The 26,989-nt window shown below is 67.3% G+C and carries 23 protein-coding genes; 13 read left to right on the forward strand and 10 right to left on the reverse strand.

The window, feature by feature from the left end; all coding sequences use genetic code 11:
- The first annotated feature begins 60 nt into the window (after positions 1 to 60).
- A complete protein-coding gene (locus AC07NF_RS06590) occupies positions 61 to 969 on the forward strand; it encodes an ROK family protein (RefSeq protein WP_494627969.1) in 909 nt (302 codons plus the stop codon).
- On the opposite strand, the gene AC07NF_RS06595 is transcribed toward AC07NF_RS06590, so the two are convergent.
- Positions 966 to 2,174, reverse strand: coding sequence for an ROK family transcriptional regulator (locus AC07NF_RS06595; RefSeq protein ID WP_494627967.1), 1,209 nt, complete (start codon positions 2,172 to 2,174; stop codon positions 966 to 968). The genes AC07NF_RS06590 and AC07NF_RS06595 overlap by 4 nt on opposite strands.
- 223 nt (positions 2,175 to 2,397) lie before the next feature.
- On the opposite strand from AC07NF_RS06595, the gene AC07NF_RS06600 reads away from it, so the two are divergent.
- On the forward strand, positions 2,398 to 2,709 hold the full coding sequence (locus tag AC07NF_RS06600) for an energy transducer TonB family protein (RefSeq protein WP_291876993.1): 312 nt from the start codon (positions 2,398 to 2,400) through the stop codon (positions 2,707 to 2,709).
- Between the two features lie 117 nt (positions 2,710 to 2,826).
- Entirely contained in the window at positions 2,827 to 3,612 is a 786-nt protein-coding gene (locus tag AC07NF_RS06605) for a 3-keto-disaccharide hydrolase (RefSeq protein WP_494627965.1), read from the forward strand.
- Here the strand turns inward: AC07NF_RS06605 and AC07NF_RS06610 are convergent.
- On the reverse strand, positions 3,604 to 4,611 hold the full coding sequence (locus tag AC07NF_RS06610; RefSeq protein WP_494627963.1) for a LacI family DNA-binding transcriptional regulator: 1,008 nt from the start codon (positions 4,609 to 4,611) through the stop codon (positions 3,604 to 3,606). The two genes, AC07NF_RS06605 and AC07NF_RS06610, sit on opposite strands and share 9 nt — an antisense overlap.
- Positions 4,612 to 4,750: 139 nt before the next feature.
- Here AC07NF_RS06610 and AC07NF_RS06615 point away from each other — a divergent pair, with 139 nt between their 5' ends.
- The 5 genes from AC07NF_RS06615 to AC07NF_RS06635 are packed head-to-tail and all read left to right on the forward strand — an operon-like array spanning position 4,751 to position 9,506.
- A complete protein-coding gene (locus AC07NF_RS06615; RefSeq protein ID WP_494627961.1) occupies positions 4,751 to 5,992 on the forward strand; it encodes an MFS transporter in 1,242 nt (413 codons plus the stop codon).
- A complete protein-coding gene (locus AC07NF_RS06620) occupies positions 5,955 to 6,926 on the forward strand; it encodes a sugar phosphate isomerase/epimerase family protein (protein WP_494627959.1) in 972 nt (323 codons plus the stop codon). The genes AC07NF_RS06615 and AC07NF_RS06620 overlap by 38 nt, the downstream gene beginning before the upstream one ends.
- Complete coding sequence (locus AC07NF_RS06625; RefSeq protein WP_494627957.1) at positions 6,926 to 8,059, forward strand: Gfo/Idh/MocA family protein; 1,134 nt, start codon at positions 6,926 to 6,928, stop codon at positions 8,057 to 8,059. Before AC07NF_RS06620 ends, AC07NF_RS06625 begins: the two co-directional genes overlap by 1 nt.
- Complete coding sequence (locus tag AC07NF_RS06630) at positions 8,056 to 9,111, forward strand: sugar phosphate isomerase/epimerase family protein (RefSeq protein WP_494627955.1); 1,056 nt, start codon at positions 8,056 to 8,058, stop codon at positions 9,109 to 9,111. Before AC07NF_RS06625 ends, AC07NF_RS06630 begins: the two co-directional genes overlap by 4 nt.
- Before the next feature lie 35 nt (positions 9,112 to 9,146).
- A complete protein-coding gene (locus tag AC07NF_RS06635) occupies positions 9,147 to 9,506 on the forward strand; it encodes a c-type cytochrome (RefSeq protein ID WP_494627954.1) in 360 nt (119 codons plus the stop codon).
- 131 nt (positions 9,507 to 9,637) lie between these two features.
- On the opposite strand, the gene AC07NF_RS06640 is transcribed toward AC07NF_RS06635, so the two are convergent.
- Positions 9,638 to 10,444, reverse strand: coding sequence for a 3-keto-disaccharide hydrolase (locus AC07NF_RS06640; RefSeq protein WP_492810473.1), 807 nt, complete (start codon positions 10,442 to 10,444; stop codon positions 9,638 to 9,640).
- 172 nt (positions 10,445 to 10,616) lie between these two features.
- Here AC07NF_RS06640 and AC07NF_RS06645 point away from each other — a divergent pair, with 172 nt between their 5' ends.
- Both AC07NF_RS06645 and AC07NF_RS06650 read left to right on the forward strand, forming a co-directional pair.
- Complete coding sequence (locus tag AC07NF_RS06645) at positions 10,617 to 12,365, forward strand: GMC oxidoreductase (RefSeq protein ID WP_494627951.1); 1,749 nt, start codon at positions 10,617 to 10,619, stop codon at positions 12,363 to 12,365.
- Positions 12,365 to 12,934 carry a gluconate 2-dehydrogenase subunit 3 family protein gene (locus AC07NF_RS06650; protein ID WP_494627949.1) on the forward strand — a complete coding sequence of 190 codons (570 nt, stop codon included), beginning with the start codon at positions 12,365 to 12,367 and terminating at the stop codon, positions 12,932 to 12,934. Before AC07NF_RS06645 ends, AC07NF_RS06650 begins: the two co-directional genes overlap by 1 nt.
- Here AC07NF_RS06650 and AC07NF_RS06655 read toward each other — a convergent pair whose 3' ends face one another.
- The 5 genes from AC07NF_RS06655 to araD1 form a co-directional block, all read right to left on the reverse strand.
- Complete coding sequence (locus AC07NF_RS06655) at positions 12,935 to 13,675, reverse strand: GntR family transcriptional regulator (RefSeq protein ID WP_494627947.1); 741 nt, start codon at positions 13,673 to 13,675, stop codon at positions 12,935 to 12,937.
- Between the two features lie 205 nt (positions 13,676 to 13,880).
- Positions 13,881 to 15,236 carry an FAD/NAD(P)-binding protein gene (locus tag AC07NF_RS06660; RefSeq protein ID WP_494627945.1) on the reverse strand — a complete coding sequence of 452 codons (1,356 nt, stop codon included), beginning with the start codon at positions 15,234 to 15,236 and terminating at the stop codon, positions 13,881 to 13,883.
- A 115-nt stretch (positions 15,237 to 15,351) separates the two neighbouring features.
- Complete coding sequence (locus AC07NF_RS06665; protein WP_494627943.1) at positions 15,352 to 16,488, reverse strand: aldose epimerase family protein; 1,137 nt, start codon at positions 16,486 to 16,488, stop codon at positions 15,352 to 15,354.
- Positions 16,489 to 16,513: 25 nt separating this feature from the next.
- Positions 16,514 to 17,446, reverse strand: a complete 933-nt coding sequence (locus AC07NF_RS06670; RefSeq protein ID WP_494627941.1) for a Gfo/Idh/MocA family protein — start codon at positions 17,444 to 17,446, stop codon at positions 16,514 to 16,516.
- On the reverse strand, positions 17,443 to 18,438 hold the full coding sequence (gene araD1 / locus AC07NF_RS06675; RefSeq protein ID WP_494627939.1) for an AraD1 family protein: 996 nt from the start codon (positions 18,436 to 18,438) through the stop codon (positions 17,443 to 17,445). The genes AC07NF_RS06670 and araD1 overlap by 4 nt, the downstream gene beginning before the upstream one ends.
- A 280-nt stretch (positions 18,439 to 18,718) precedes the next feature.
- Here araD1 and AC07NF_RS06680 point away from each other — a divergent pair, with 280 nt between their 5' ends.
- Complete coding sequence (locus AC07NF_RS06680; protein WP_492810484.1) at positions 18,719 to 19,477, forward strand: FadR/GntR family transcriptional regulator; 759 nt, start codon at positions 18,719 to 18,721, stop codon at positions 19,475 to 19,477.
- 231 nt (positions 19,478 to 19,708) lie between these two features.
- On the forward strand, positions 19,709 to 21,511 hold the full coding sequence (locus AC07NF_RS06685; RefSeq protein WP_494627936.1) for an IlvD/Edd family dehydratase: 1,803 nt from the start codon (positions 19,709 to 19,711) through the stop codon (positions 21,509 to 21,511).
- On the opposite strand, the gene AC07NF_RS06690 is transcribed toward AC07NF_RS06685, so the two are convergent.
- Positions 21,508 to 23,820: a beta-L-arabinofuranosidase domain-containing protein gene (locus tag AC07NF_RS06690; protein WP_494627934.1), complete on the reverse strand. Its 2,313-nt coding sequence runs from the start codon at positions 23,818 to 23,820 to the stop codon at positions 21,508 to 21,510. The genes AC07NF_RS06685 and AC07NF_RS06690 overlap by 4 nt on opposite strands.
- An 11-nt stretch (positions 23,821 to 23,831) precedes the next feature.
- Entirely contained in the window at positions 23,832 to 25,136 is a 1,305-nt protein-coding gene (locus AC07NF_RS06695) for a sugar MFS transporter (RefSeq protein ID WP_494627932.1), read from the reverse strand.
- A 223-nt stretch (positions 25,137 to 25,359) separates the two neighbouring features.
- Between AC07NF_RS06695 and AC07NF_RS06700 the strand changes: the two genes are divergently transcribed.
- Positions 25,360 to 26,916, forward strand: coding sequence for an alpha-N-arabinofuranosidase (locus AC07NF_RS06700; protein WP_494627930.1), 1,557 nt, complete (start codon positions 25,360 to 25,362; stop codon positions 26,914 to 26,916).
- The last annotated feature ends 73 nt before the right edge of the window (positions 26,917 to 26,989 follow it).

The following is a 26,989-nucleotide window of genomic DNA, read 5'->3' on the forward strand; positions in this document are numbered from 1 at the left end:
TATCTCCAACCAACGCTGACGCGGGGGCAGAGCCCCTTCGCGCGCTATCGAGGCTTTCCAGTGATCCAGATTGGTGTCGATTTCGGCGGGACCAAGATCGAGGTCGCCGCCCTGGCGCCCGACGGGGAGGTCGTGGCGCGCCTGCGCATGCCGACGCCGCCGAGCTACGACGCCGCCTTATTGGCCGTTCGGGATCTGGTCGAGCGCATCGAGACACAGACCGGCCAACGCGGCTCAGTCGGGGTCGGCGCGCCGGGCTCGATCTCACCGCGCACCGGCATGATGCGCAACGCCAACGCCGTCTATCTGAACGGTCGCCGCTTCCGGGAGGACCTATCCCAGGCGCTGGCCCGGCCGGTGCGGCTGGCCAATGACGCCAACTGCCTGGCGTTGTCCGAGGCCGCCGACGGCGCGGCGGCTGGCGCGCGGGTGACCTTCGCCATCATCCTGGGCACCGGCTGCGGGGGCGGCCTGGTGGTCAACGGGCGGCTGGTCGAAGGTGGCGACGGCGTGGCCGGGGAGTGGGGGCATATCCCGCTGCCGTGGCCCACCGCCGACGAGGCGCCGGGGCCTGATTGCTGGTGCGGCCAGAAGGGTTGCCTGGAGACCTGGGTGTCCGGCACTGGCCTGCAGCGGGACTTCAAGGACCGCACTGGACGCGAGCTGGACGGCGCGACCATCGTCGCCGACGCCTTGGCGGGTGAGCCGCAGGCCGCAGCCGCGTTCGACCGGCTAGTTGACCGTCTGGGGCGAGCCATGGCCGTGATCTGCAACATCGTCGACCCGGACGTCTTCGTGCTGGGTGGCGGCCTGTCGAACGTCGAGGCGCTCTACCAGCGCCTGCCGGCCGTGATCGGGCGGCGCATCTTCTCTGACGGCTTCTCGGCCAAGATCGCGCCGGCGCGCTGGGGCGATAGCTCGGGCGTGCGGGGCGCGGCCCGCCTATGGTCGTCGGGAGAAGTCGGCTAGGCCTGGGCGGTGTTCCGTAGCACCGACCGCACCGGCAGATAACGCGCCATGATCGGCAGGATGGCCGCGCCCAAGGCCGGCGCGTCGGCGGCGAGCGCCGCGTGGCGCACCGGGGCCATGGCCAGCGCGAGGTTCCGGGCCGCCAGCTTGTCGTTCACGGCCTGGGCCAGGCGATCGATCAGCGAGCCGGGCAAGCGGCCGCCGATGAATACGGCCTGCGGGTCGATCAAGCAGCTGATGGCGACCAGCGGGTCGCACAGACGCTCGGCCGCGATGTTCAACCACGCGTCAATCCGTGCGCGGCCCTCCGGCGGCAGGTCCGCGAGCTGCGCAGGGTCGGTGGGCGCCAGGTCGCCCAGGGCCTCGTTCAACGAAGACAGCGAGACGAAATCCTCCAGCGTCGCAGAGCCCGTGACGTTCACCGGCAGAAAGCCCAGCTCGCCGCTGCGGCCATGTGCGCCGCGGAAGTACTCGCCGTCGACGACCAGGCCGCCGCCCAGGCCCGAGCTGACCAGCATGTAGAAGAAGCTGGGATTGCGCATGCCGTGGCCGAAATGTAGCTCGCCCAGGGCGGCCGCGGCGGCGTCGTTCTCGACCATGATCGGCCAGTCGTGACCGGGCGAGAGCAGAGCGCGGATGTCGACCGTGTTCCAGGCCTCGTAGTCCGCCGGCCGGTGGGGCAGGTCGCCCTTGGCCAGGTCATCGGGCACGGCCACGCCGACGCCGATGATCCGGTCGGCCTGAATGCCCTTCAGCTTGCGGAAAGCCTTGCGGTGCTGCTCGAAGAACGCGGCCACCTGCTCGGGGCTGGCGAAGGCGATCTCGCGCGAGGCGCGGGCGCGCACCTTGCCGGCCAGGTCCAGCAGCACGATCGTGATGTGATCACGGTCGATATTCAGGCCGATCGAGTAGCAGCCGTCCGGATTGATCGTGAAGGTCATGGCCGGCTGGCCCCGCGCGCCGTGCAGCTTGCCGGCCTCGATGACCAGGCCTTCCTCGAGCAGGCGGTTGGTGATGTTGGTGATCGCCGGGACGGTCAGGCCCGTATAGGTGGCGACTTCCTGCTTGGTCTTGGCCAGGCCGATGCGGATCGATTGCAGGGCCACGCGCTGATTATAGTCGCCGGCCCGCTCGATGTTGGTGCCGGACAGGCTGGCCCGGTCATCGTGCGGCTTGCGGGAACGCCGGCTCTGCGCCTCGGACATGGTCGCGCTGTCTCTCCTGGGATTGGAAGCGATACCATCCGCGCGGCCATTAAGAAAACCGGTTTTATTATTTCAGAGGCAAGGCCAAGCGCCGTCAGGGTTTCGTCATCGGGCGGATCATTTTTGGAGATGATTAACCGTGAAGCTTGGCCGTTCCTTAGGGCTTCGGCGCGATAACCATCCCCATCAGATCCAAGCGTTGCACGCACAGGGAATGGGGCCAATGAAACTCTCGATCGCACTCGCCGCCGGCGTCGCCGCCAGCTTCTTCGTCGCTCAGGCCGCCTCGGCCGCCGGCGGTTTCGAAGACCAGATGGGCCGCTGCCTGCAGCAGTTCGCCAACACCCGCGACGCCGCCCAGGTCATGCTCGAGTGCAACGCCGCTGACGGCAAGCTGTCGGACTGCAAGGTCGTCGACAACAGCGCCGGTGGTAAGGGCTTCGACAAGGCCGCCATGTGCATCGCCGAAAAGCTGCCGATGGGCGCCAAGACCGGCACCGTGAAGGTTCCGTTCCGCTTCCCGGGCGGTGCGTAAGACTTAACCGTCCATACGGTACGAGCAATCGCCTCCGCTGGTTCGCCCAGCGGAGGCGTTGTTGTTTCTGGGCGCGGGCGCCTATGCTGCTGCTCTCGATTGGGAGCGGGAACGAAAATGAAGCGTAGCAGCGTCGTGGCGTTCGCCATGGTCGGCGGCCTGGCAGCCGTGTCTCTGGCCGTGGCCCAGACGAAGCCGGAAGTGACCGAAGTCTGGAAGCCGGCGGTTCCGGTGGTTGCGCCGGCTCAGGACGCCGGTGGGGCGCCGGCTGATGCGATCATCCTGTTCGACGGCAAGAACCTGGACCAGTGGGTCTCGGCCCTGGACAAGTCGCCGGCCGGCTGGACGGTCTCGGACGGCGTGATCACCGTCAACAAGGCGCGCGGCAACATCGAGACCAAGCGGTCGTTCCGCGACTATCAATTGCACCTGGAATGGCGCGTCCCGGCCAACATCACCGGCTCGGGACAGGCGCGGGGCAACAGCGGCGTCTTCCTGGCGTCCACCGGGCCGCGCGACCAGGGCTACGAGGTGCAGATCCTCGATAGCTATGGCAACGCCACCTACGTCAACGGCCAGGCCGCCAGCGTCTACAAGCAGCATCCGCCGCTAGCCAATGCCAGCCGCAAGCCCGGCGAGTGGCAGACCTACGACATCATCTGGCATCCGCCGACCTTCGGCGCCGAAGGGGCGCTGTCCAGGCCGGCGACGGTTACGGTGCTGCACAATGGCGTGCTGGTGCAGGACAACGCCGTGCTGGCCGGCGAGACGGTCTATATCGGCAAGCCGACCTACAAGCTGCACGGGGCCGCCCCGATCAAGCTGCAGGCGCATGGCGATCCCAGCGAGCCGATCAGCTTCCGCAACATTTGGGTCCGCGAGCTGCCGACGCCGCTAGGCTGACGGCGGCGCGGTGCTGGAGCGCACCACCAGATGATGGGGCAGGGTGACGTTCTGCAGGGTGCTGGTGCGGTCGGCCAGGATGTCCAGCAGCAGGCGCACCACCTCGTGGCCGATCTGCTCCTTGGGCTGGCGCACCGTGGTCAGCTGCGGGTGCAGGTACTGGGCGAAGCGGATGTCGTCGAAGCCGACCAGCGACACGTCCTCGGGGCAGCTCAGGCCACGCTGGCGGATCGCCTCCAGCGCGCCCATGGCCATCTCGTCGCTGAAGCAGAAGATCGCCGTCGGCCGGCCGGGCTCGTCCAGCAGCTCGCCGGCCTGGCGCACGCCCGACTCGATCGAGAAGTCGCCGATGGCGATGCGCAGGGCGCTGGCGCGGCCATGGCGCTGGGCGGCGGCCAGCACGCCGTTCAGGCGATCGCTGCTGATCGGGCTGGCCAGCGGGCCGGTCACCGCGCCGACTCGGGTGTGACCTAGCTCGTAGAGGTATTCCACCGCCTCGGCGGCGGCGCGCTCATTGTCGATATGGGCGCTGGAGACGGCCAGGCCGGGACGGAACTCGCAGCCGTTGACGATCGGCGTCTTGGGGCCCTTGGCGGCGACCATCTCGGCCAGCACGTCGGGCAGACGGTGGCCCAGGAAGATCAGGCCGTCGGCCTCCTTGCGGCGGAACATGGCCGCGTACTGCTCCTCGCGCGCCTCCTCGTGGCGGGTGTCGCCCAGCAGCACCGAATAGCCGGCGGCGAGAGCGGCTTCCTCGACGCCCCGGATCACCTGCGAGAAGAACGGATTGGAGATGTCTGGCACCGTGACCAGGATCTTCTCGGTGCGCAGGGTGCGCAGGCTCTTGGCCGCGAAGTTGGGCTCGTAGCCCAGGCGGTTGACCGCTTCCATCACCTTGTTGCGCGTGGTCTCCAGCACCAGTTCGGGCGCGCTGAACACCCTTGAAACGGTGGCTGTGGAGACGCCCGCGTCGCGGGCAACGTCTTGAATGGTCGCCATTGGCCGGACACTGGCGACTAGCCGACAGCTTGGCAAGCCAACCGACCCCTGTTATCGATGATTTCGATTACATCGGAGCGGAGGCCGTCCAAAACGGACGAAACCAGCCGCCCAAAACTGGTCGGGGAGGGCCAGGTCCATGAACACGAGCTTCCGGCTCTTCGTGATGATGGTGCTGCAGTTGGCGATCTGGGGCGCCTGGGCGCCGAAGATCTTCCCCTACATGGGCATGCTGGGCTTCGAGCCCTGGCAGCAGTCGCTGGTCGGCAGCTCTTGGGGCGTGGCCGCCCTGGTCGGCATCTTCTTTTCCAACCAGTTCGCCGACCGCAACTTCGCGGCCGAGCGGTTCCTGGCCGTCAGCCACCTGATCGGCGGCCTGGCCCTGGTCGGCACGGCCTTCGCCACGGATTTCTGGCCGTTCTTCGCCTGCTATCTGGTCTTCAGCCTGGTCTATGTGCCGACCCTGTCGGTCACCAATTCGATCGCCTTCGCCAACCTGAAGGACCCTGCCGCCGGCTTTGGCGCGGTGCGGATGGGCGGGACGGTCGGCTGGGTGCTGGTCAGCTGGCCCTTCGTGTTCCTGCTGGGCGCCCAAGCCTCGGTCGAGCAGGTGCGCTGGATCTTCCTGGTCGCGGCGATCGTCTCGTTCGCCTTCGCCGCCTACGCCCTGACCCTGCCGCACACGCCGGCCCGCAAGGACGCGCCGGGGATCGACAACCTGGCCTGGCGTCGCGCTTTCAAGCTGCTGGGCGCGCCGTTCGTGCTGGTGCTGTTCCTGGTCACCTTCATCGATAGCGTCATCCACAACGGCTACTTCGTGATGGCCGACGCCTTCCTGACCAACCGGGTCGGCATCGCCGGCAACCTGTCGATGGTCGTGCTGAGCCTGGGCCAGGTGGCCGAGATCCTGACCATGTTCCTGCTGGGCCGCGTGCTGGCCAAGCTGGGCTGGAAGGTGACGATGATTATCGGCGTGTTGGGCCACGCCGCCCGCTTCGCGGTCTTCGCCTTCTTCGCCGACAGCATCCCGGTGATCGTGGCCGTCCAGCTGCTGCACGGCATCTGCTACGCCTTCTTCTTCGCCACCGTGTACATCTTCGTCGACGCGGTGTTCCCCAAAGACGTCCGCTCCAGCGCCCAGGGCCTGTTCAACCTGCTGATCCTGGGCATCGGCAATGTGGTGGCCAGCTTCCTGTTCCCTGAACTGGTCAGCAAGCTGAGCGCCGGTGGTTCGGTCGACTACACCACCCTGTTCCTGGTCCCGACCGGCATGGCCCTGGCCGCCGTCTGCCTGCTGGCGGTGTTCTTCCGCCCGCCGTCGCACGGTCCGGTCGCCGAGACCGATGACGTTCCCGCCACCGCCTCTGCGGCTCAAGTCTAAGGAAAGCCCCGTGAACCAACACCTTTCTCGACGTGGCCTTCTGGGCGCTGGCGCGGCTCTGTTGGGCGCGACCCTGACTGGCGCCGCCACCGCCGCCGAGACCCCGTTCTTCCAGCGCCACAAGCAGCCGGTCGGCATCCAGCTCTACAGCCTGGGTCCGGACCTGGCCAAAGAACTGGACGCTCAACTGGCCACGGTGTCCAAGATCGGCTTCAAGTCGGTCGAACTGGCCGGCTATCTGGGCCGCACGCCGGCCGAGTTGCGCGCTTCCTTCGACAAGGCCGGCCTGGTCTGCCCCAGCGCCCACATCTCGCCCAAGGGGCCCAACGGCTTCAGCGGCGATCTCAACAAGCTGGCCGACGAGCTGCATGTGATCGGGGTGAAGTCGGCGATCATGCCGATCCTCTACATCCCTGACCGCCTGGGCAACGACCTGCGCGCGGCCGGCGTCCAGATGACCGCCGACGATTGGAAGTGGAACGCCGACTTCCTCAACGAGAAGGCGGCCGTGCTGAAGAAGGCCGGCATCATCAGCGGCTACCACAACCACAATTTCGAGTTCGCTCCGCTGGGTGACACGACTGGCATGGAGATCCTGCTGAAGGGCACGGATCCGAACCTGGTCACCTTCGAGATGGATGTGGGCTGGGTCACGGCCGCTGGCCACGATCCGCTGGCGCTGCTGAAGGCCCATCCGGGCCGCTTCACGCAGATGCACGTCAAGGACGTCAAGGCGACGACCAAGACCAACTTCGAGCTCAAGCAGGACCCGACCGAGGTCGGCAGCGGCATGATCGACTGGAAGAAACTGCTGCCCGCAGCCTACGCCGCCGGCATCCGCGGCTTCTACTACGAGCAGGAGCCGCCGTTCGCTCATCCGCGCCTGGAGTCGGCCAAGATCAGCTACGACTACCTCTCCAAGGTCGTCGCCTGATGGCCTTGCGGATGGCCATGGTCGGCGGCGGTCCGGGCTCGTTCATCGGGCCCGTGCACCGCATGGCCGCCGAGCTGGACGGCCGCATCCGGCTGGTCGCCGGGGTGTTCAGCCGCGACGCGGCCAAGAACGCCCAGGCGGCCGCCGCCTGGGGCGTCGCGCCCGACCGGGTCTATCCGGATCATCATGCGATGATCGCCGCCGAGACGGCGCGTGAGGACGGCGTGCAGCTGGTCTCGGTGGTGACGCCCAACCACCTGCACTTCGACGTCTCGGCCGCCGCGCTGAAGGGCGGGCTGCACGTGATCAGCGACAAGCCCGCGACCCTGAACCTCGCCGAGGCCCAAGAGCTTGCCAGCATCGTCGCGGCCTCGGGCAAGCACTACGGCCTGACCTACACCTACACCGGCTATCCGATGGTCCGCGAGGCGCGCGAGATCGTGGCGCGCGGCGACCTGGGCGCGGTGCGCAAGGTGGTGGTCGAGTACTCGCAAGGCTGGCTGTCTAAGCCGCTGGAACTGGACGAGGCGAACAAGCAGGCCAGCTGGCGGGGCGATCCCAAGCAGTCCGGCGTCGGCGGCTGCATCGGCGACATCGGTGTCCACGCCTTCAACATCGCCGAGTTCGTCACCGGCCATCGTATCGAGCGCCTGTGCGCCGACGTCGCTACGGTCGTGCCGGGCCGCAGCCTGGACGATGACTGCAACGTGCTGCTGCGTTTCGCCGGCGGCGCGCGCGGCGTGCTGATCGCCTCGCAGATCTCGGCCGGCGCCCGCAACGGCCTGACGCTGAGCGTCTATGGCGAGAAGGGCGGCCTGACCTGGTCGCACGAGGGTCCCAACGTGCTGACGATCGACTGGCTGGACGGTCCTAGCCAGGTGCTGCATGCCGGCTCGGGCTATCTGGGCGCGGGCGCTCGCGCCGTGACGCGCCTGCCGACGGGGCATCCGGAAGGCTTCATCGAGGCCTTCGCCAACATCTATCGCGACTTCGCCGACGCCATCGAAGGGCAGGGCGGGGCGCTCGTACCCGACATCGGCGAGGGCGTGCGCGGCATGGCCTTCGTCGAGCGCGCCGTGGCCGCCAGCCGCGACGACGCCGGCTGGGTGTCGCTTCAAGGAGACGGGCGATGAAGACGCTCAAGGGACCGGCCATCTTCCTGGCCCAGTTCATCGGCAGCGAGCCGCCGTTCGACAAGCTGGAGACCATCGCCAAATGGGTCGCCGACCTCGGCTATGTCGGCGTGCAGATGCCGACGGGCGGGGCGGACTCTTTCTTCGACCTGGCCCTGGCCGCCGAGAGCCAGACCTATTGCGACGACATCGCCGGTCTGCTGGCCGAGTATGGTCTGGAGATCACCGAGCTTTCGACCCACCTGCAGGGCCAACTGGTCGCCGTGCACCCGGCCTATGACGAGCTGTTCGACGGCTTCGCACCGCCCGAGCTACGCGGCAAGCCCAAGGCGCGTCAGGAATGGGCGGTCGGGCAGGTGAAAGCCGCCGCCGTCGCCAGCCGTCGCCTGGGCCTGAAGGCCCACGCCACCTTCTCGGGTTCCTTGGCCTGGCCCTACGTCTATCCCTGGCCGCAGCGGCCGGCGGGTTTGATCGAGGAAGCCTTCGCCGAACTGGGTCGCCGCTGGAAGCCGATCCTGGACGTCTTCGAGGAAAACGGCGTCGACGCGGCCTATGAGATCCACCCCGGCGAGGACCTGCACGACGGCGCGACCTTCGAGCGGTTCCTGGACGAGGTCGGCGGCCACCCGCGCGCCAACATCCTGTTCGATCCCAGCCACTTTGTCCTGCAGCAGCTGGACTATCTGGGCTACATTGACCGCTACCACGAGCGGATCAAGGCGTTCCACGTCAAGGACGCCGAGTTCCGGCCGACGGCCCAGTCGGGCGTCTATGGCGGCTACCAGGGCTGGGCCGAGCGGCCGGGCCGGTTCCGGTCGCTGGGCGATGGCCAGGTGGACTTCAAGGCGATCTTCTCCAAGCTGGCCCAGTACGATTTCGACGGCTGGGCGGTGCTGGAGTGGGAGTGCGCGCTGAAGCATCCCGAACAGGGCGCCCGCGAAGGCGCGCCGTTCATCCGCGACCACATCATCCAGGTCACGGACAAGGCCTTCGACGACTTCGCTGGCAGCGCGCCAGACGCCGGTCGCAATCGCCGGCTATTGGGTCTCTAAAGGCCGCCGCCAAATTCTGACGGAGAGTTTCCTCGATGAAGTTCCAGCTTACGCTCGCCGCCGTCCTGATGGGCATGGCGACCAGCGCCGCCGCGCAGGTCTCGGGCCAGCAGGTGTTCGAGCAGAAGTGCACGATGTGCCACTCGCTGCAGCCCGCGCCGGGCAAGATGGGGCCGCCCCTGGCCGGCGTCGTCGGGCGCAAGGCCGCGACCGCGCCGGGCTTCGCCTACAGCAACGCCCTGAAGGCCTCGAACATCACCTGGACCGCCGACCAGATGGACGCCTTCATCAGGGCCCCAGGCAAGACCGTGCCGGGCACCAAGATGCTGCTGGGCGAGGCGGACGCCACCAAGCGCGCCGCCGTCATCCAGTACCTGACGTCCATCAAGAAATAGGTCGATTTCCCAAACCGATCATCCCCGCGAAAGCGGGGATCCAAGCCGAGTCTGCGGACCGGCCTCTCACCGCGCCACATCCCGAAGGTCCGCTTGGATCCCCGTTTTCGCGGGGATGCTCGGTGATGTGGTTATCGCGCCGTCAGCTCCTGGATCTGGATATCTTTGAACTCGATCGGATGGCCTTCGCTCTGCAGCGCGATGTAGCCCTCGGTCACCGGCTGGGCGCCGCGCGCGAGGATGTAGGGCTTGGCCCCGCCGGCGACGGTGTCATCCGGATCCAGGGTCACGCCGGCGTAGTGGTGCACCGCCACGCCGTTGATCTTCTGGGTGATTTCGCCATTGGGCAGGACTTCAAGCTCGGCCTGGACCCAGGTGCCGTTCGGGATGGTCGGGGCGTTCTTGGAGATCGTGCAATGCTCCTTCACCTTCGTCCCGTCGATGGTGATGGTCAGGCCGGGCGTGCAGACCGAGCCGGTGGAGCGAGGCGCATCGCCGTCCTTGCCCAGCAGCTGGAACTCGACCGAGACCGGGAACGGCTGCTCGACGGTCATGCTCTCGGGGCTCTGGCTCAGGAACATGATGCCGCTGTTGCTGCGCGCCCAGGCCGGGGTGTCGGCCAGACCGCCCTCGGTCAGGAAGCGGTAGGTCAGCTTCAGGCGATAGGCCTTGAACGGGGTCTTGTAGAACAGGTGCCCGAACTGGCCGTCCAGCGTGTCGTACTTGGCGTACGAGACCCGGATCGCGCCGTGGTCGACCACGAAGGTGTCACGATAGTTCTCGCCGGCCGGATGCTTGGCGACCTTGGGCGTCCAGCCGTTCAGGGTCATGCCGTCGAACAGCGGCCGCCAGGGGCCGGCCTTCACGTCTTCGGCGTGCGCCACACCCGCGCCAAGCGCCAGCAGCAGGGCCAGCGCCCCGCCGGTCGATCTGATCATCCTTGTCCTCCCAGACGCTCGCCCATTTTTGACATGAAATGCCGAGCTTTCTTGCAATGTAACCCATTTCATGGAAGCCTCCAGGCAAGAATGAAGGGTTCGCCGAGGTCGGAGCGTCGCGTTGCTTAAAGCTTCCGGCGCGGTCCATCGAGCGGCCGCAAAGGGAGCGAACATGGCCAATGTGAGCGGCCGCGCGAAGCGCAAGAACACCTACGATGCGATTGTTGTTGGTAGCGGTATCACTGGGGGCATCGCCGCCAAGGAGCTGACTCAGAAGGGCCTGAAGGTCCTGGTTCTCGAGCGGGGCCGCATGGTCAAGCATCTCGAGGACTATCCGACCGCCGTCCTGGATCCGTGGCAGACCCAATACCCCCAGGGGCAACTCCCGGAAGCCGAGTTGGAGGCGCACTATCAGGTGCAGCGCCGGACCAACTACACGATGACGGAGTACACCCGGCACTTCTTCGTCAAGGACGACGAGCACCCCTATACCGAGGAAAACCGCTTCGACTGGATCCGCGGCTATCACGTCGGCGGCCGGTCGCTGACCTGGGGACGGCAGAGCTATCGCCATAGCCAGCTGGACTTCGAAGGCAACGCCCGCGACGGGATCGCAGTCGACTGGCCGATCCGCTACGAGGACCTGGCGCCCTGGTACGAGCACGTCGAGCGCTTCATCGGCGTGTCGGGTCAGCACGAAGGCCTGAGCCACTTCCCCGATGGCCACTACCAGCCGCCGATGGAGATGAACTGCGTCGAGAAGGCCTTCAAGGCCAAGTCCGAGGCGCGCTTCCCCGAGCGTCGCATCAGCATGGGCCGCACGGCCCACTTGACCGATCCGACCGACGAACAGCTGAGCCTTGGCCGCACCAAGTGCCAGTACCGCAACATGTGCATCCGCGGGTGCCCGTTCGGCGGCTATTACAGCTCCAACTCCGGCGGCCTGGTGGCGGCCGAGCGCACCGGCAACCTGGTGATCCGCCCGAACTCGATCGTCACCGAGATCGTCTATGACCCGAAGGCCGGCAAGGCGTCCGGCGTGCGGATCCTGGACGCGGAAACCAAGAAGGACGAGGAGTTCCACGCCGACGTCATCTTCATCTGCGCCTCGGCCTTCAACTCGGCCTGGATCCTGATGAACTCGACCAGTTCGCGGTTCGAGAACGGCTTCGGCAACGCCAGCGACCAGCTAGGCCGCAACGTCATGGATCACCACCTGGGCGTCGGCGCCACCGGCGAGGCGCCCGAGTTCGCCGACATGTACTATTCGGGCCGCCGGCCCAACGGCATCTACGTGCCGCGCTTCCGCAACCTGGGCGACGAGGCGACCAAGCGCAGCGACTACCTGCGAGGCTTCGGCTACCAGGGCGGGGCGGCGCGTTCGACCTGGGATCGTGACCTGGGCAACCGCGCCAAGGGCGCCAAGGGGTTCGGCGCGGCGCGTAAGGCCGCGCTGACCCAGCCCGGGCCCTGGACCATGGGCCTGGGCGGTTTCGGCGAGATCCTGCCCTATGCCGACAACCGCATCACCCTGAACCGCGACAAGACGGACGCGTTCGGCCTGCCGACCCTGTCGATCAACGTGACCATGCGTGAGAACGAGATGGCCATGCGGCGCGACATGCAGAACGCGGCGGCCGAGATGCTGGAGGCGGCCGGCTTCAAGAACGTCAAGGGCCACGACGGCGGCTTCTCGCCGGGGCTGGGCATTCACGAGATGGGCACCGCGCGAATGGGCCGTGATCCCAAGACCTCGGTGCTGAACGCCCACAACCAGGTGCACGAGTGCACGAACGTCTACGTCACCGACGGGGCGGCGATGACCTCGGCCTCGTGCGTGAACCCGTCCCTGACCTACATGGCCCTAACGGCCCGCGCCGCCGACCATGCCGTGAACGCTCGCAAGCGGGGAGACATCTGATGCTGAACCGACGCGATACCCTGCGCGGCCTGGCCTTGGCGGTCGGTGTCGCCTCGACCGGGTGGGCCCAGCGCGCCCTGGCCGCCGCCGCGCCGGCCCCGGCCCTGAGCTGGACGCCCAAGGCCCTGACGGTCGACCAGGCGCGCCTGCTGGACGTGGTGGCCGAGCTGATCATCCCGGCCACGGACACCCCTGGCGCTCGCGCCGCCGGCGTTCCGCAGCTCATCGACCGCGCCGTGGGCGACTACTACACCAAGGATCAGGTCGGGCAGCTGCTGGACGGCCTGGCGCGCATGGACGCCGACGCACGCACAGCCCATGGCGATGTCTTCATCGCCCTGACGCCGGAGCAGCAGGTGGCGCTGCTGACGGCCTACGACCAGGAGTCCGGCATCGCGCGTGGCCAAGGCCAGTCGCATTTCTTCCCGGCGTTGGAGGACATGGTGACGGTCGGCTACTTCACGTCCGAAGTCGGCGCGACCGAGGCGTTGAAGTATGACCCCGTGCCCGGCGCCTATCACGGCTGCGTGCCGATGGCCGAGATCGGCAAGGCCTGGGCGACGCGCTAGCTAGCCCAGGTCGTTCAGCTCGGCGACGAAGTCATAGGCGTCGCCGCGATAGTACGAGTGCGAGACCTCGACTGGCCGGCCGTCGCGCAGGAAACCGCGGCGCTCGACCAGCAGGCCGGCGTCCTTGGGCTTCACGTGCAGCAGTTCGGCGTGCTCGGGCGTGATCAGCACGCCGCGCAGCCGCTGCAGCGCGCGTGTGGGGCGGTGGCCGGTGGCCGCCATCGCTTCGTACAGCGACGCGCCGACGATATCGATCGAGGGCAGGGCGAAGGCCGCGATGGTCGTATATTCGATGGCCATCGGCGCCCCGTCGGCGCAGCGCACCCGGTGGAAACGATAGACCGGCGCGCCGGGCGACAGGCCCAGGGTCAGCGACTCCTCGGGCGTCACCGCGCCTTCCATGCGGGCGATCCACTCGCTGTGCGGCGTGCGGCCGCGCGAGATCATGTCCTCGGTGAAGCAGGTCAGTTTCGAGAAGTTCTTCTCGACCCGGGCGGCGACGAAGGTGCCCGCGCCCTGGCGGCGGGTCAGCAGGCCCTCGCTGACCAGGCCGTCCAGCGCCTTGCGCACGGTGATGCGAGAGATGCTGAATTCCTCGGCCAGGTCCCGTTCGGGCGGCAGGGCGTCGTCCGGCGCCAGGACCTTGTCCTGGATCGCCTCGCGCAGGGCCTTCTGCAACTGCTTGTAGAGCGGCGCTGAGTCCCCCTGGCCCAAGGGGCCGATCTGGGTGGCCAGCGACATGACAAGCGCTCCTCAATGCGACTCGCTTCGAGCGGAAGCGCGGATAGGTCGGATCAAAAAGATACCAATTTAGATCCTATTTCAACCGACGTTATCGGCGACGAAATGACGAGTTCTACGAAAATCTTGCGTAAACAAGATGATCTGTACGGTTTGGCTTCAGGTGGTGTCTAATTGGTATTAATTTGGTCTCTGAAATGTGACGCTAGGTCAGCGCTGCCAGCACCGTTCCGGCCACGGCGGCTGCTTGGCCACGGATGTCCGGCACGGCCGTGATCTCCCACGAGGTCCCGCGCGTGGCGGGACCGACGGCCAACAGGGTCGGCGAAGCTTCGCCCGAGACGTCGCGCACGCGGTAGTCGTCATCAACGTCGAAGCCCAGGCGCAGCGCGTCGGGCCGGGCCAGGCCGCGCTTGACCAGGTCCTTAATCAGCGGATCAGTCGAGGTCAGGACATCGCCAGTCGGGCCGGTGCAGTTGATCACCGTCGCCGCGCGGAAGACGTAACCCGTCCGCTCGCCGCGTCCGCGCCAGCGGCATAGGGCGAAACCGTCAGCCTCCAGGCGCAGGCTGCGGATCTTACCGGCGGCCAGGGTCAATTGACCCGTGGCGCGCATGGCCCCGATATGGCGCGCGACCAGCGGCGCCAGGCGGTGGCGGTGGATGTCCCAGAAGGGCCGGGCGTGGCGCAGGAAGGCCTGCTTCTGCCGCGCCGACCAGCTGCGCCACAGGCTCTGGGTCGCGGGGCGGGTGGCGTCGATGGCCGTGCGCCAGCCGTGCTCGGCGGCGGCCGTCCTCAGCCATCCGAAGGCCTCCAGCGGCGACAGGTCGTTGGCGGGCGGCAAGGGCAGGGATAGCGGCGGCGCGCCGTCATGTTCCAGCGGGGCCAGGCCTCGGCGCGACAATGCCAGCATCGGCCGGCCGGGCTGGGCCTGGTTCAACGACAGGGCGACGTCGACCATGGTCAGGCCCGTGCCGATCAGCATGACCGGTCCCGAGGGCAGGTCGGCGGCGTTCCAGCGCCAGGGATCGGCGACATAGGCGTCGGAGGCGGCGAAGGCTTCGTCGATGCCTGGCGGCCTGGCGGGCGGGGGATTGCCGAGGGCCAGCACGACCGCGTGGGCAGTGACCGCATTACCCATGGCGCAGGTCAGTCGCCAGCCGTCGCCGCCCGGCTCGATGCCGACCACGGCGTCGGGGACGACCACCAGCCGCCCGGCGCCGGCGGGGCCCTCGGCGACCTCGGCCACCTGACCTTGCAAGTAGCGGCCATAGTCGGCGCGGGTGGCGAAGTCGGCGGGGCCCAGACCGAACCGCTCCTTGCGGATCCACTCGACGAAGTGCCCTGGCCGGTCGGGCCAGGCGCTCATATTGCCGGCGCGGACGTTCAGGCGATGGCCCGGATTGTGGGTGGCGTAGGCCGCGCCCAGGCCGACGGGCGTGCGGCGCTCGAACAGGATGACCTTCGCATCCGCTGAGCGTTTCAGGATGTTGAGGGCGGTCATCACGCCGCTGAACCCCGCGCCGACCACGGCGATGACAGGCGCTGGCTTGGGGGGCATGCGGATACTCTACGGCGTCGGTGGGGATTTCTCGACGATCCGCCCCAATCTGGCAAGGTCCCACGAAAAAGGGGAGCGCATCGCTGCGCTCCCCTTCGTCATTCTCGCAGATGATCTACTTCTGGACGGTCAGCTTGAAGACCATGGTGTTGCTGTACTTCTGGCCCGGATCCAGGCGGACCGGCGCGAACTGCGGCTTGTTCGGCGCGTCGGGGAAGTGCTGCGGCTCCAGCGCGATGCCGTCGCCCTGGCGATAGATCTTGCCGCTCTTGCCGATGGTCGTGCCGTCGATGAAGTTGCCGGCATAGAACTGGATGCCCGGCTGGTCGGTCAGGATTTCCAGAACACGACCGCTCTTGGGATCGGCCAGCCGGCCGCCAAGGCGCAGGGCGCCGCCAGCCTTGCCGTTCAGGACGTAGTTATGGTCGTAGCCGCGGCCCGCGACGATCTGTGGGTCGCTGGCATCGCGGATACGGTCGCCGACGGCCGTGGGCTTGCGGAAGTCGAAGACCGTGCCGGCCACCGGCGTGGTCTCGCCGGTCGGGATCAGCTCGGCGTCGACCGGGGTGTAGCCGTCGGCCGGGATGGTCAGGACGTTGCCCATCGCGCCTTCCGCCGCGCCTTCGCCGGCGACGTTGAACAGGGCGTGGTTGGTGATGTTGACGATGGTCGGCTTGTCGGTCGTGGCGCCGTAGGTGATCGTCAGGTTGTTCTGCTCGTCCAGGGCATAGGTCGCCGTGGCGGTCAGGGTTCCGGGATAGCCTTCCTCGCCGTCGGCGCTGACATAGCCGAAGGTCACCGAGGCCGTCGGACCGGACTTGGCGTCCAGCACCTTCCAGACCACCTTGTCGAAGCCCTTCACGCCGCCGTGCAGCGCCGCGACCTTGTTGTTGTTCAGCGCCAGCTGGTAGGTCTTGCCGTCCAGGGTGAACCGGCCCTTGCCGATGCGGTTGGCGAAGCGGCCGACCGAGGCCCCGAAATAGCTGGCATACTTCTCGTAGGTGGCGGCGTCGCCAAAGCCCAATGCGATGTCGGCCTTCTTGCCCGTGCGGTCGGGGCCGATCAGCGACTGCAGGGTCGCGCCGTAGGTGATGATCGTGGCGCTAACGCCCTTGGCGTTGGTCAGCGTGATGGCCTCGACCGCCTCGCCGGACGAAATGGCGCCGAACGGCTTGCGCGACAACTCGGCGGCATTGGCCGAGATCGCGACGAGGGCGAGTGCGCTACCTAGCGCGATGGTCTTCAGCTTCATGTTTCTCTCCCTTTGTCGTTCTTGATTATTCGATGAAGGCCGGCGCCGCGACCCGCTCGCTGAGCAGGAAAGCGTCCGCCACATGCCGTAATGGACTGACGTCCACGTCACTGGCGCCGTCGGCGATCAGCCTGGCGAAGGCGTCGTACAGGCCCGGATATTCGCGGTCCGGACCTTCCTGCAGCAGCTGACCGTCGATGTAGAGCTTGGCGCCGCCGTGGGTCAGCTTCAGCTGGCCGTCGTCGGTGTCGACCTCGATGTCCCAGCTTTGCGGGCCGGTCTGCAGGAAGTCGAGCTCGGCGCGGATCGGCGCGCCGGCCGCGTCGCGGAAGTCCAGCTCGGCCTGGATCGGCGACTGGCAATTCTCCGGCACATGCAGGACGCCCTTCGACAGGAAGAACGGGCGCGGCAGGATGGCCGTGACGATCGACAGGGCGTTGATGGCGGGGTCGAAGACGCCCAGGCCGCCGGCCTCCCAGATCCAATCCTGGCCGGGATGCCAGACGCGCACGTCTTCTTTCCAGTTAATGCGGACGGCCTTCACGGCGCGCTCGACCAGCCACGCGCGGGCGGGTTCGACGCCGATAGCGTAGCGCGAGTGCCAGGTGGTCTGCAGGGTCAGGCTCCGCTCGGCGGCGGCCTGGCGCAGGTCCTCGACCTCGCTCAGCGTCGCGCCAGGCGGCTTCTCCAGCATCACGTGCTTGCCGGCGGCCAGGGCCAGATGGGCCAGGGCGTGGCGCGGCTGGGGCGGGGTGCACAGCGCGACCGCGTCCACCGCCACGTCGCTGGCCAAGAGGTCGGCCAGGTCGGTGAAGTGCGCGACCCCATCCAGCTCGGCATTGCGGCTGACGATGGCGACCAGTTCGAAGCGCGGATCGGCGGCGATCGACGGCAGATGCTGGTCGCGGGCGATCTTGCCCAGGCCGACCAGGGCCAGACGAATAGGCGTCGTCGTCACAGCGACTTCACCACGACCGGCCGGGCTTGCGCCTGGGCCAGCGGGTTGCGCACCGGATAGCGGAACGGCGCGGCCTCGATCTCGAACACGTCGCCGACCTGGGTCTGGAAACCTTCCGAGAAGGAGAGGGTGGCCGTGCCGAAGAAGTGGACGTGGAGATCACCCGGGCGACGGAAGATGTCGTACTTGAAGTGGTGGTGTTCGAGATTGGCGATCGTGTGGGACATGTTCGCCTCGCCCGACAGGAATGGCTTTTCCCATACGGTCGCGCCGTCGCGGACGATGCGGCTGGCGCCGCGCACGTCGGCGGGCAGCTCGCCGGTCAGCAGCTCTGGACCCAGGGCCGCGTTGCGCAGCTTGGAGTGGGCCAGCCACAGATAGTTGCCGCGCTCGATCACGTGGTCCGAGAACTCATTGGCCAGGCAGAAGCCCAGGCGGTGCGGCGTGCCATCGGGACCGATCAGATAGACGCCGGCGATCTCGGGTTCCTCGCCGCCGTCCTTGGCGAAGCTGGGCGAGGTGAGGGGCTGGCCAGGACCGATCAGCTGCGTGCCGTCGCCCTTGTAGAACCATTCCGGCTGCACGCCTTCCTGGCCGGCCGCGGGCTTGCCGCCCTCGACGCCCATCAGGAACATCCGCATGGAGTCCGTGAGCTGCTCGCCCGCTTGAGCGGCCTTATGCATCTTGTCGCGACCCTCGGCCGAGCCGAGATGGGTCAGGCCGGTGCCGGTCATCGCCAGGTGGGCGGGATCGGGATGGTCGATCGGCGCCAGCACGCGGCCTTCGGCCAGGGCGGCGGGGATGTCGATCTCCTCACCCAAGGCGCGGGCCTGGGCCGCTTCGGCCAGGGTGGCGTCGACCTTCAGAGCGACCTGGGCCAGGTCATAGAGGGTATCGGCGACCTCGACCTTGCGGGCGCGGCCCGAGTCGTCGACGGCGGCCAGCTGCCTGGCGCCGCCAGAGGTCTTCAATTGCACGAACCGGAACACCACGGCGACGACCCTCTGAAGCTTTCTAATAGTCCGACAAATATCGTGGCGGCGCGCGCTGTCAAACGACGTTTCGTACGACTAGGCCCAAGAAATTCGCCGACGGCGCGTTCCGTAGGGAAACTTTGAAGTCCAATTCATCGTACATTTCGGCCGAGGCGTGGTTCCGGCGCGCCTTGGCCACCCGGGCGAATTCGCTTGTTCTCCGACAATTGGTCTCGCTAGAGTCGCCGGCAGGGCGCACACAGCGACCCGGGATCTGCGCAACGGGAGCGAAACACGCGTGTCGAAGGCCAAGGAAGCGGGCGTTGGCGGTGACGGCGAACGCGAAGAAGGCTTCTCAGGCCGGATCCACGGGTCGATCGCGCGAGCGCTGGGGATTGCCATCGTGTCGGGCAAGCATCAGCCCGGCGACGTCCTCAACAACGAGATCGACGCGTCGGAGCAGCTGCAGGTCTCGCGCAGCGCCTATCGCGAAGCCATCCGCATCCTGGCCGCCAAAGGGCTGGTCGAGAGCCGCCCCAAGACCGGCACCCGCGTCAGCGCCCGCACGCGCTGGAGCCTGCTGGATCCCGAGGTGCTGGCCTGGTTCTTCGAATCGGAACCCAGCGAAGCGTTTCTCCAGGAGCTCTACGAGCTGCGGATGATCGTCGAGCCGGCCGCCGCGGCCCTGGCCGCCGAGCGCCGCGACGACGCCCAACTGGAGCGCATGCGCGCCGCCCTGGTGGCCATGCAGCACCACACCTTGGCCACTGAAGCCGGCCAGGCCGCAGACCGCGACTTCCACGACACCGTGCTGAGCGCCGCCAACAATGCGCCGCTGTTCACCCTCTCCAGCAGCATCGGCGCGGCCGTGCGCTGGACGACCATCTTCAAGCAGCGCGACCGCGAGCTGGCCCGCGATCCGATGCCCGAGCACTGGAAGGTGTTCGACGCCATCGCCGCCGGCCGCGCCGACCAGGCCCGCCAGGCGATGGAGAAGCTGGTCAGCCTGGCCCTGGACGATACGCGCGGGGCGATCGAGCGCCGTCCGGGACGCTGAGCGCCAATCATCGGACAAGGATCTGTCGCGAAATCCGAAGTTGCGTCGGCTCTTGTGACGCACTCGCAATGCCGCTCGCCCTGATTGACGCTCCATACCGCACGGTATAGTCAGACAAATACGATCTAGCGGGGCCGTGAACCGGTGAGCGCGCGATTCTCGCGCCGGGTTTACAAGTTCGTCGGTGTCCCGCTGCCCCGTCGACAAGGCGCTTCGCCTTCAAGGATTGTCATGAGCGTTCCTCCCGTTTCGCCCCGCGCCCTCCGCTCGCGCGCCTGGTTCGACAATCCCGACAATATCGACATGACCGCGCTCTATCTGGAGCGTTACCTGAACTTCGGCCTGTCGCTGGAGGAGCTGCAGTCGGGCAAGCCGATCATCGGCATCGCCCAGACCGGCTCGGACCTGTCACCCTGCAACCGCCACCACCTGGTGCTGGCCGAGCGCGTGCGGGAAGGCATCCGCAGCGCCGGCGGCATCGTGCTGGAATTCCCGGTCCACCCGATCCAGGAGACCGGCAAGCGCCCGACGGCGGGCCTGGACCGCAACCTGTCGTACCTGGGCCTGGTCGAGCTGCTGTACGGCTATCCGTTGGACGGGGTGGTGCTGACCATCGGCTGCGACAAGACCACGCCGGCCTGCCTGATGGCGGCGGCGACGGTGAACATCCCGGCCATCGCCCTGTCGGTCGGCCCGATGCTGAACGGCTGGCACAAGGGCCAGCGCACCGGCTCGGGCACCATCGTCTGGAAGGCCCGCGAGATGCTGGCGGCCGGCGAGATCGACAATGCCGGCTTCATCAAGCTGGTGGCCAGCTCGGCCCCGTCGACCGGCTATTGCAACACCATGGGCACGGCCACGACCATGAACTCGCTGACCGAGGCCCTGGGCATGTCGCTGCCCGGTTCGGCGGCGATCCCGGCCCCGTATCGTGACCGCCAGGAGAACGCCTACCGCACCGGCCTGCGCATCGTCGACATGGTGCATGAGGACCTCAAGCCCTCGGACATCCTGAGCCGCGAGGCGTTCCTCAACGCCATCGTCGTCAACTCGGCGATCGGCGGCTCGACCAACGCCCCGATCCACCTGAACGCCCTGGCCCGTCACGTCGGCGTCGAGCTCAGCATCGACGACTGGCAGCAGACCGGCGAGGAGGTGCCGCTGCTGGTCAACCTTCAGCCGGCCGGCGAATACCTCGGCGAGGACTACTACCGCGCCGGCGGCGTGCCCGCCGTGTTCGGCCAGCTGATCGAGCAGGGGCTGATCCGCGAGGAGGCGCGCTGCGTCTCGGGCCAGAACATCGGCGAGCAGTATCGTGGGGCCGAGATCGAGGACGAGAACGTGATCCGTCCGTTCTCGCGGCCGCTGGTCGAGCGCGCCGGCTTCGCGGTCATGCGCGGCAACCTGTTCAACTCGGCAATCATGAAGACCAGCGTGATCAGCCAGGAGTTCCGCGACCGCTACCTGTCCAACCCCGACGACCCGGACGCCTTCGAGGGCGACGCCATTGTGTTCGACGGGCCCGAGGACTATCATCACCGGATCGACGATCCGTCGGTGGGCATCACCGCCAACTCGATCCTGTTCATGCGTGGCGCCGGTCCGATCGGCTATCCGGGCGCGGCCGAGGTCGTGAACATGCGGGCGCCCAACTACCTGATCAAGCAAGGCATCCACCAGCTGCCGTGCATCGGCGACGGCCGCCAGTCGGGCACCTCGGGCTCGCCGTCGATCCTGAACGCCTCGCCGGAAGCGGCGGCGGGCGGCGGCCTGGCGCTCCTGAAGAGCGGCGACAAGGTGCGCTTCGACCTGCGCAAGTCGCGCGTCGACGTGCTGGTCTCGCCCAGCGAGATCGTCGAGCGCCGCAAGGCCCTCGAGGCGGCCGGCGGCTTTGCCTATCCGGAAAGCCAGACGCCGTGGCAGGAGATGCAGCGCGCTGTCGTCGGCCAGATGGACACCGGCGCCGTCCTCGAACCGGCTGTGAAGTACCAACGCATCGCCCAGACCAAGGGCTTGCCGCGCGACAACCACTAGCTAGCGCGGAAGATCCTGGCCTCGAACACCGCCGCCCACTGGTTGGCGGCCATTTCGAACGTCACCGTGATCTTGCTACGGCCATCGGTCAGCGGCTGGGGCAGGGGATAGGTCTTCACGTTCAGGGTTGCGGTGCGGTCGCCCGAGAGCGTCTCGCGCGCGACCTCCTGGCCTTCGACCAGGATCCGGAAGTCCTTGTTCCGTGGCGAGCCGTCATAGCTCACTTGCAGAACGAGCGGGCCGGGTGCAGTGGCCATCTGGAACGCGATCGAGCCCTTGTTGAGGATCCGGCTACGGACCGTCAGGTTGCCGGTGTCCTGGGTGCCGGGGCTGGCCTTCAGGGCGTGGTCGACCTCGGGCTGCTGCTCGCCGAAGCGGATGATGTCGACGGTACGGTCTCGGATGTCGGCGCGGACCTTGGCCTCGGCGATCAGGTGCGGCTCGGCTTGCGCCCACTGGTCTTGTGTCAGGCGGCGGAAATAGACGGCCGTGCGGTTGTGGTGCTGCTCGAAGTAGGGGCGCAGAGTCAGGTTCTGGGGGCGGCTACGGTCGGCCAGGGCGAACCGCTGCTGGCCGCTGGCGGGCGTCAGGGCAGGAGCGCCAACGACGACCGGATCGAAGCTGTCCCAAGGCTGGTCGGCCGGCCCCAGATCGGCGGCCAGCACCAGCGGGCCGTTCAGGAACGCGATCAGGTCCGGAGCGTCCGGCATGCTTTCGGTGCGCACTGACATCGGCAAGGTCAGGGTCACCCGATCGCCGGCCTTCAGCGTGAGGTCGACATAGCCGTTCTTAGGCGTGACTGCCCGGGCCCGACCGTTGATCTTCACTGACGCCGCCGCGCACCAGCCCGGAACCCGCAGGGACACCGGCGTCGGCGCCTTGGCCTTCGCCAGCGTCAGGGTGACCTGGTCGCTGTACGGAAACTCGGTGTCGATCTCGAGCTTCACGCCCTTCTCGGCCCAGTCCAGCGTCGCCGGGTAGTACAGATTGACCCGCACCCGCTCGCCGTCGCGCCAGAAGATACTGTCGCCCAGCTTGGAATAGTTCTCCATCCCGGTCCCGACGCAGCACCAGAACGAGTCCGTCGGCGTCGAGTGCCCTCGCGCATAGCCCGAGGCCAGCGGCGAGAAGTAGGTGAACATCCCGGTGTCCGGATCCTGCTGCGACAGGATGTGGTTCAGGTGGGCGCGTTCGTAGAAATCGAAGTATCGGCTTTCACCGGTCCAGCCGTGCAGATGCCGCGACAGCTTCAGCATGTTGTAGCTGTTGCAGCACTCGCAGGTCTGCTGGCCCAGGCGTGTCGATAGCTGGCGCGGCTTGCCCAGATGCTCGAACTCGGAATTGCCGCCGATGACGTAGCTGTGGTCGTGAACGACTGTCTCCCAGAAGAACATCGCCGCCTTGGCCGCATCGGCGTCGCCGCCGGTCTCGTAGAGCCGGGCCTCGCCGATCAGCTTGGGGATCTGGGTGTTGGCGTGCTTGCCGGCCAGGTCGTCGCGGCCGGCGATCAGGGGATCGATGATGTCGGTGTGCTGGACGCGGCGGGCCAGATCCAGCCAACGTTGCTGGCCGGTGCGGGCGTGCAGTTCGGCGAAGCTCTCGACGATGCCGCCATGCTCGACGCGCAGCACGGTCTGGACCTGCTGGGCGTCCAGCGTCTCGAACATCCGGCCCAGATAGTCGCCGAGGCCGATGGCGACGGCCAAGGCCTTGGGATCGCCGCAGTAGAGGTGGGCGTCCAGCGCCCCGGTCAGCACCTTGTGATAGGTGTAGATCGGCACCCAGCCGCCGTTCAGCCCGCCGGCGGTGTCGATCTTGCCGGCGCGGATCTCCTCATAGACAATCTTGCCGTTGACGGTCTTGCCGCCGCGCTCGACCGTCGTACCGCCCGCATAGCCATCGCCGTTGGCGACCTGGCAGACGGCCAGTTCCTCGACGATGTAGGCGGCGCGCTGCTTGAAGGCGGGATCGCCGGTCTGGGCCCACATCAGCGACACCGCCGACAGGTAGTGGCCCAGGCTGTGGCCAGCGATGCCGGCCGCCTCCCAGCCGCCATACACCGCGCCCTTGGGCGCCAGGCCCGCGCCGGCGCGGAAGTTATGCAGCAGCCGGTCGGGCTCCAGCGACAGCAGGTAGCGCTGGTTGGTCTCCATCGCGGTGCGGAAGCGCGAAGGCTTCAACCGCACCTGCGACAGCGGGAAGGGCTCCAGCTTGGTCTTGGCCGACTGGGCGAAAGCCGGTGAAGCCAGGACCGCCGCGCCCAGCGCGGCGCCCGTCTTCAGGGCTGTGCGGCGCGACGGTCCGGTCATGAGCGCGCTCCCTATTCGACGTGCTGGTCGGGCAGGGCGTTGGTCGCCTTAGAGCCCCACAGCGCATAGAACAGCACGTAGATCTCGCAGGCCGCCGTCAGCAGGAACGAGGTCTGCAGGCCGAAGGTGTCGGCCAGCCAGCCCTGCACGATGACCAGCGCGCCGCCGGCGATGGCCATGATCAGCAGGCCCGAGCCTTCCTCGGTCAGCGGGCCCAGGCCCTTGATCCCTAAGGTGAAGATGGTCGGGAACATGATCGAGTGGAAGAAGCCCACCGCGATCAGCGACCACATGGCTACCGGGCCGTGGGCGAAGGTGGTGATCACCATCACGATGAAGGCGCCGATCGAGAAGGCGGCCAGCACGTGCTCGGCGGCGAAGCGGCGCATCAGCATGCTGCCCAGGAACCGGCCCACCATCATGCCGCCCCACAGGATGGCCAGGTAGCGCGAGGCCTCCTCGTGGGTGATGTTGGCGATGGTCGGCTGCGAGACGAAGTTGATGAACAGGTTGGCCACCCCGATCTCGGCGATCAGGTAGATGAAGATGGCCGGCACGCCGAACACCAGGTTGCGGTGCGACCACAACGACAGCTTCTTGCGCTCCTCGCGTGACGAGCGCTGGGTGGCCTGGCCGATGGCGGGCAGCTTCACGCGGCCCATGACCACGGCCAGCAGGATCAGCGCGATGGTCACCAGCACATAGGGCAGGATCACCGACTGGGCGTCGGCGTAACGTTCGGCCTGGGTCAGCACGACGTCGGTCCCGGCCGTGCCGCTCTTGGAGCGACCCAGGATCAGATAGCCTGCGAACAGCGGCGCCAAGGTGGTGCCCAGCGAGTTGAAGGCCTGCACCAGGTTCAGCCGCGCCGAGCCGGTCTCGGGCGGGCCGATCACGGCGACATAGGGGTTGGCGGCCACCTGCAGCAGGGTGATGCCGCTGGCGATCACGAACAGGGCGGTCAGCACCAGGCCGTACGACGCCAGCATCGCCGCCGGGACCATCATCGCCGCTCCGACCGCCATGCCCAGCAGGCCGACGACGATGGCCTTCTGGTAGCCGATCCGCTCGATCAGTTTGGCCGACGGAATCGAGGCCACGAAATAGGCGATGAACCAGACGGACTCGATCAGGGTCGTGCGCGTGTAGTCCAGCACGAACACGCTGCGCAGGTGCGGCAGCAGCGTGTTGTTGATGACCGTGATGAAGCCCCACATGAAGAACAGGCTGGCCAGCAGGCTCAGGGCCGAGCCGTAGCGTTGCTGCGAGGCGTCGGCGCTGGCCGTGGGCGGCGCGCTTTGCGGAATGGCGGGCATGGTTTCCTCTCCGTCGATGCGGGCTTCGGCGGCTGGCGGCCGCTCTCGATCTATTGTCCGAGTATAGTCTCGCCGCCAAGCCGTCAACGCGCGAGCTTTAGCGCGTCCCATAAGCTGGGATCACCGGAAGTGATGCTGGTTATTGTAGGACAAAAATAAGCCTGCTACCAAAACGGCCAACGATTTTCAGGGGCGGCTTACAGCCCCAGCAGGAGGGAACCCCATGGCGAAGGCCAAGATATTCCTGGGCGCGGCGATCGCGGCCCTGACGATGACGGTGAGCGCGCAGGCCGCCGAACTGACGGCTTCGGCGACCTTGAAGGCCGACCAGCCGGGCGCGCCGATCTCGCGCTACATCTACGGCCAATTCTCCGAACACCTGGGCGCGGGCATCTATGACGGCGTCTGGGTCGGGACCAATTCCAAGATCCCCAACGTCCGCGGCATCCGCACCGATGTCGTCACGGCGCTGAAGGACATCCATGTGCCGGTGATCCGCTGGCCAGGCGGCTGCTTCGCCGACGAGTACCGCTGGCGCGACGGCATCGGCCCGCGCGACAAGCGGCCCTCGCGCAAGAACAACTGGTGGGGCGGCTCGCCCGAGACCAACGCCTTCGGCACCCACGAATTCATGGACTTCGCCGAGCAGGTCGGCGCCGACCCTTACGTCTCGATCAATGTCGGCTCGTCTAACCCGACCGAGATGCGCGAGTGGATCGAGTACATGATCTCGCCGGGCCAGGACACGCTGGCCCAGGAGCGCCGCGCCAACGGCCGCGACAAGCCGTTCAAGGTGCCGTTCATCGGCATCGGCAACGAGAGCTGGGGCTGCGGCGGCGAGATGACGCCGGAGTACTACGCCAACGAATACCGCCGCTTCTCGGCGTTCTTCCACAAGAACGACGACAATCCGGCCATTCGGGTCGGGTCGGGCGCCAACTCGTTCGACGTCAACTGGACCGATGTCGTCACCAAGATCGCCGGCAAGCGGATGGATGCGATCTCACTCCACTACTACACGATCCCGACCGGCGACTGGAAAACCAAGGGCGCGGCCACCGGCTTCGACAAGGCCGCCTGGGGCAAGACCATGGCCCAGACCCTGCGCATGGACGACCTGATCCAGAAGCACATGGCGGTCATGGACAAGAACGATCCGGCCAAGCGGATCGGCCTCTATGTCGACGAGTGGGGCACCTGGTACGACGTCGAGGCCGGCACCAATCCGGGCCATCTCTACCAGCTGAACACCCTGCGCGACGGCGTGCTGGCGGCGGCGAACTTCAACATCTTCCACCGCTATACCGAGCGCGTGAAGATGACCAACATCGCCCAGACCATCAACGTTCTGCAGGCGATGATCCTGACCCAGGGTGACAAGATCGTCCTGACCCCGACCTACTATGCCTACAAGATGTACGTGCCCTTCCAGGATTCGACGGCCATCCCGCTGGACGTGACCGCACCCGAGATCGACGTGGCCGGCAGCAAGATCCCGGCCTTCAACGCCTCGGCCGCCAAGGGCAAGGACGGCAAGACCTATATCGCCATCGCCAACATGGCGCCGGACGACAGCCTGAAGCTGTCGGTGGCCCTGGGCGCGCTGAAGGCCAAGGCCGTGTCGGGCCAGGTGCTGACCGCCGACAAGATGGACGCCATGAACGCCTTCGGCGCTAAGCCCGCCGTCGCGCCGGTCGCCTTCAAGGGGGCGAAGCTCTCCGGCGACAAGCTGACGCTCGACATCCCAGCCAAGTCGGTCGTGGTGGTCGCTGTCGAGTAGGGCGGTCGAATAGCCGCTTGCGGGAGCGCCGTCGCCGGCAGCGCTCCCGTGATTTCATATTTGACCATCTAGT

The organism is Caulobacter sp. GW821-FHT10A06 (genome assembly GCF_059415805.1).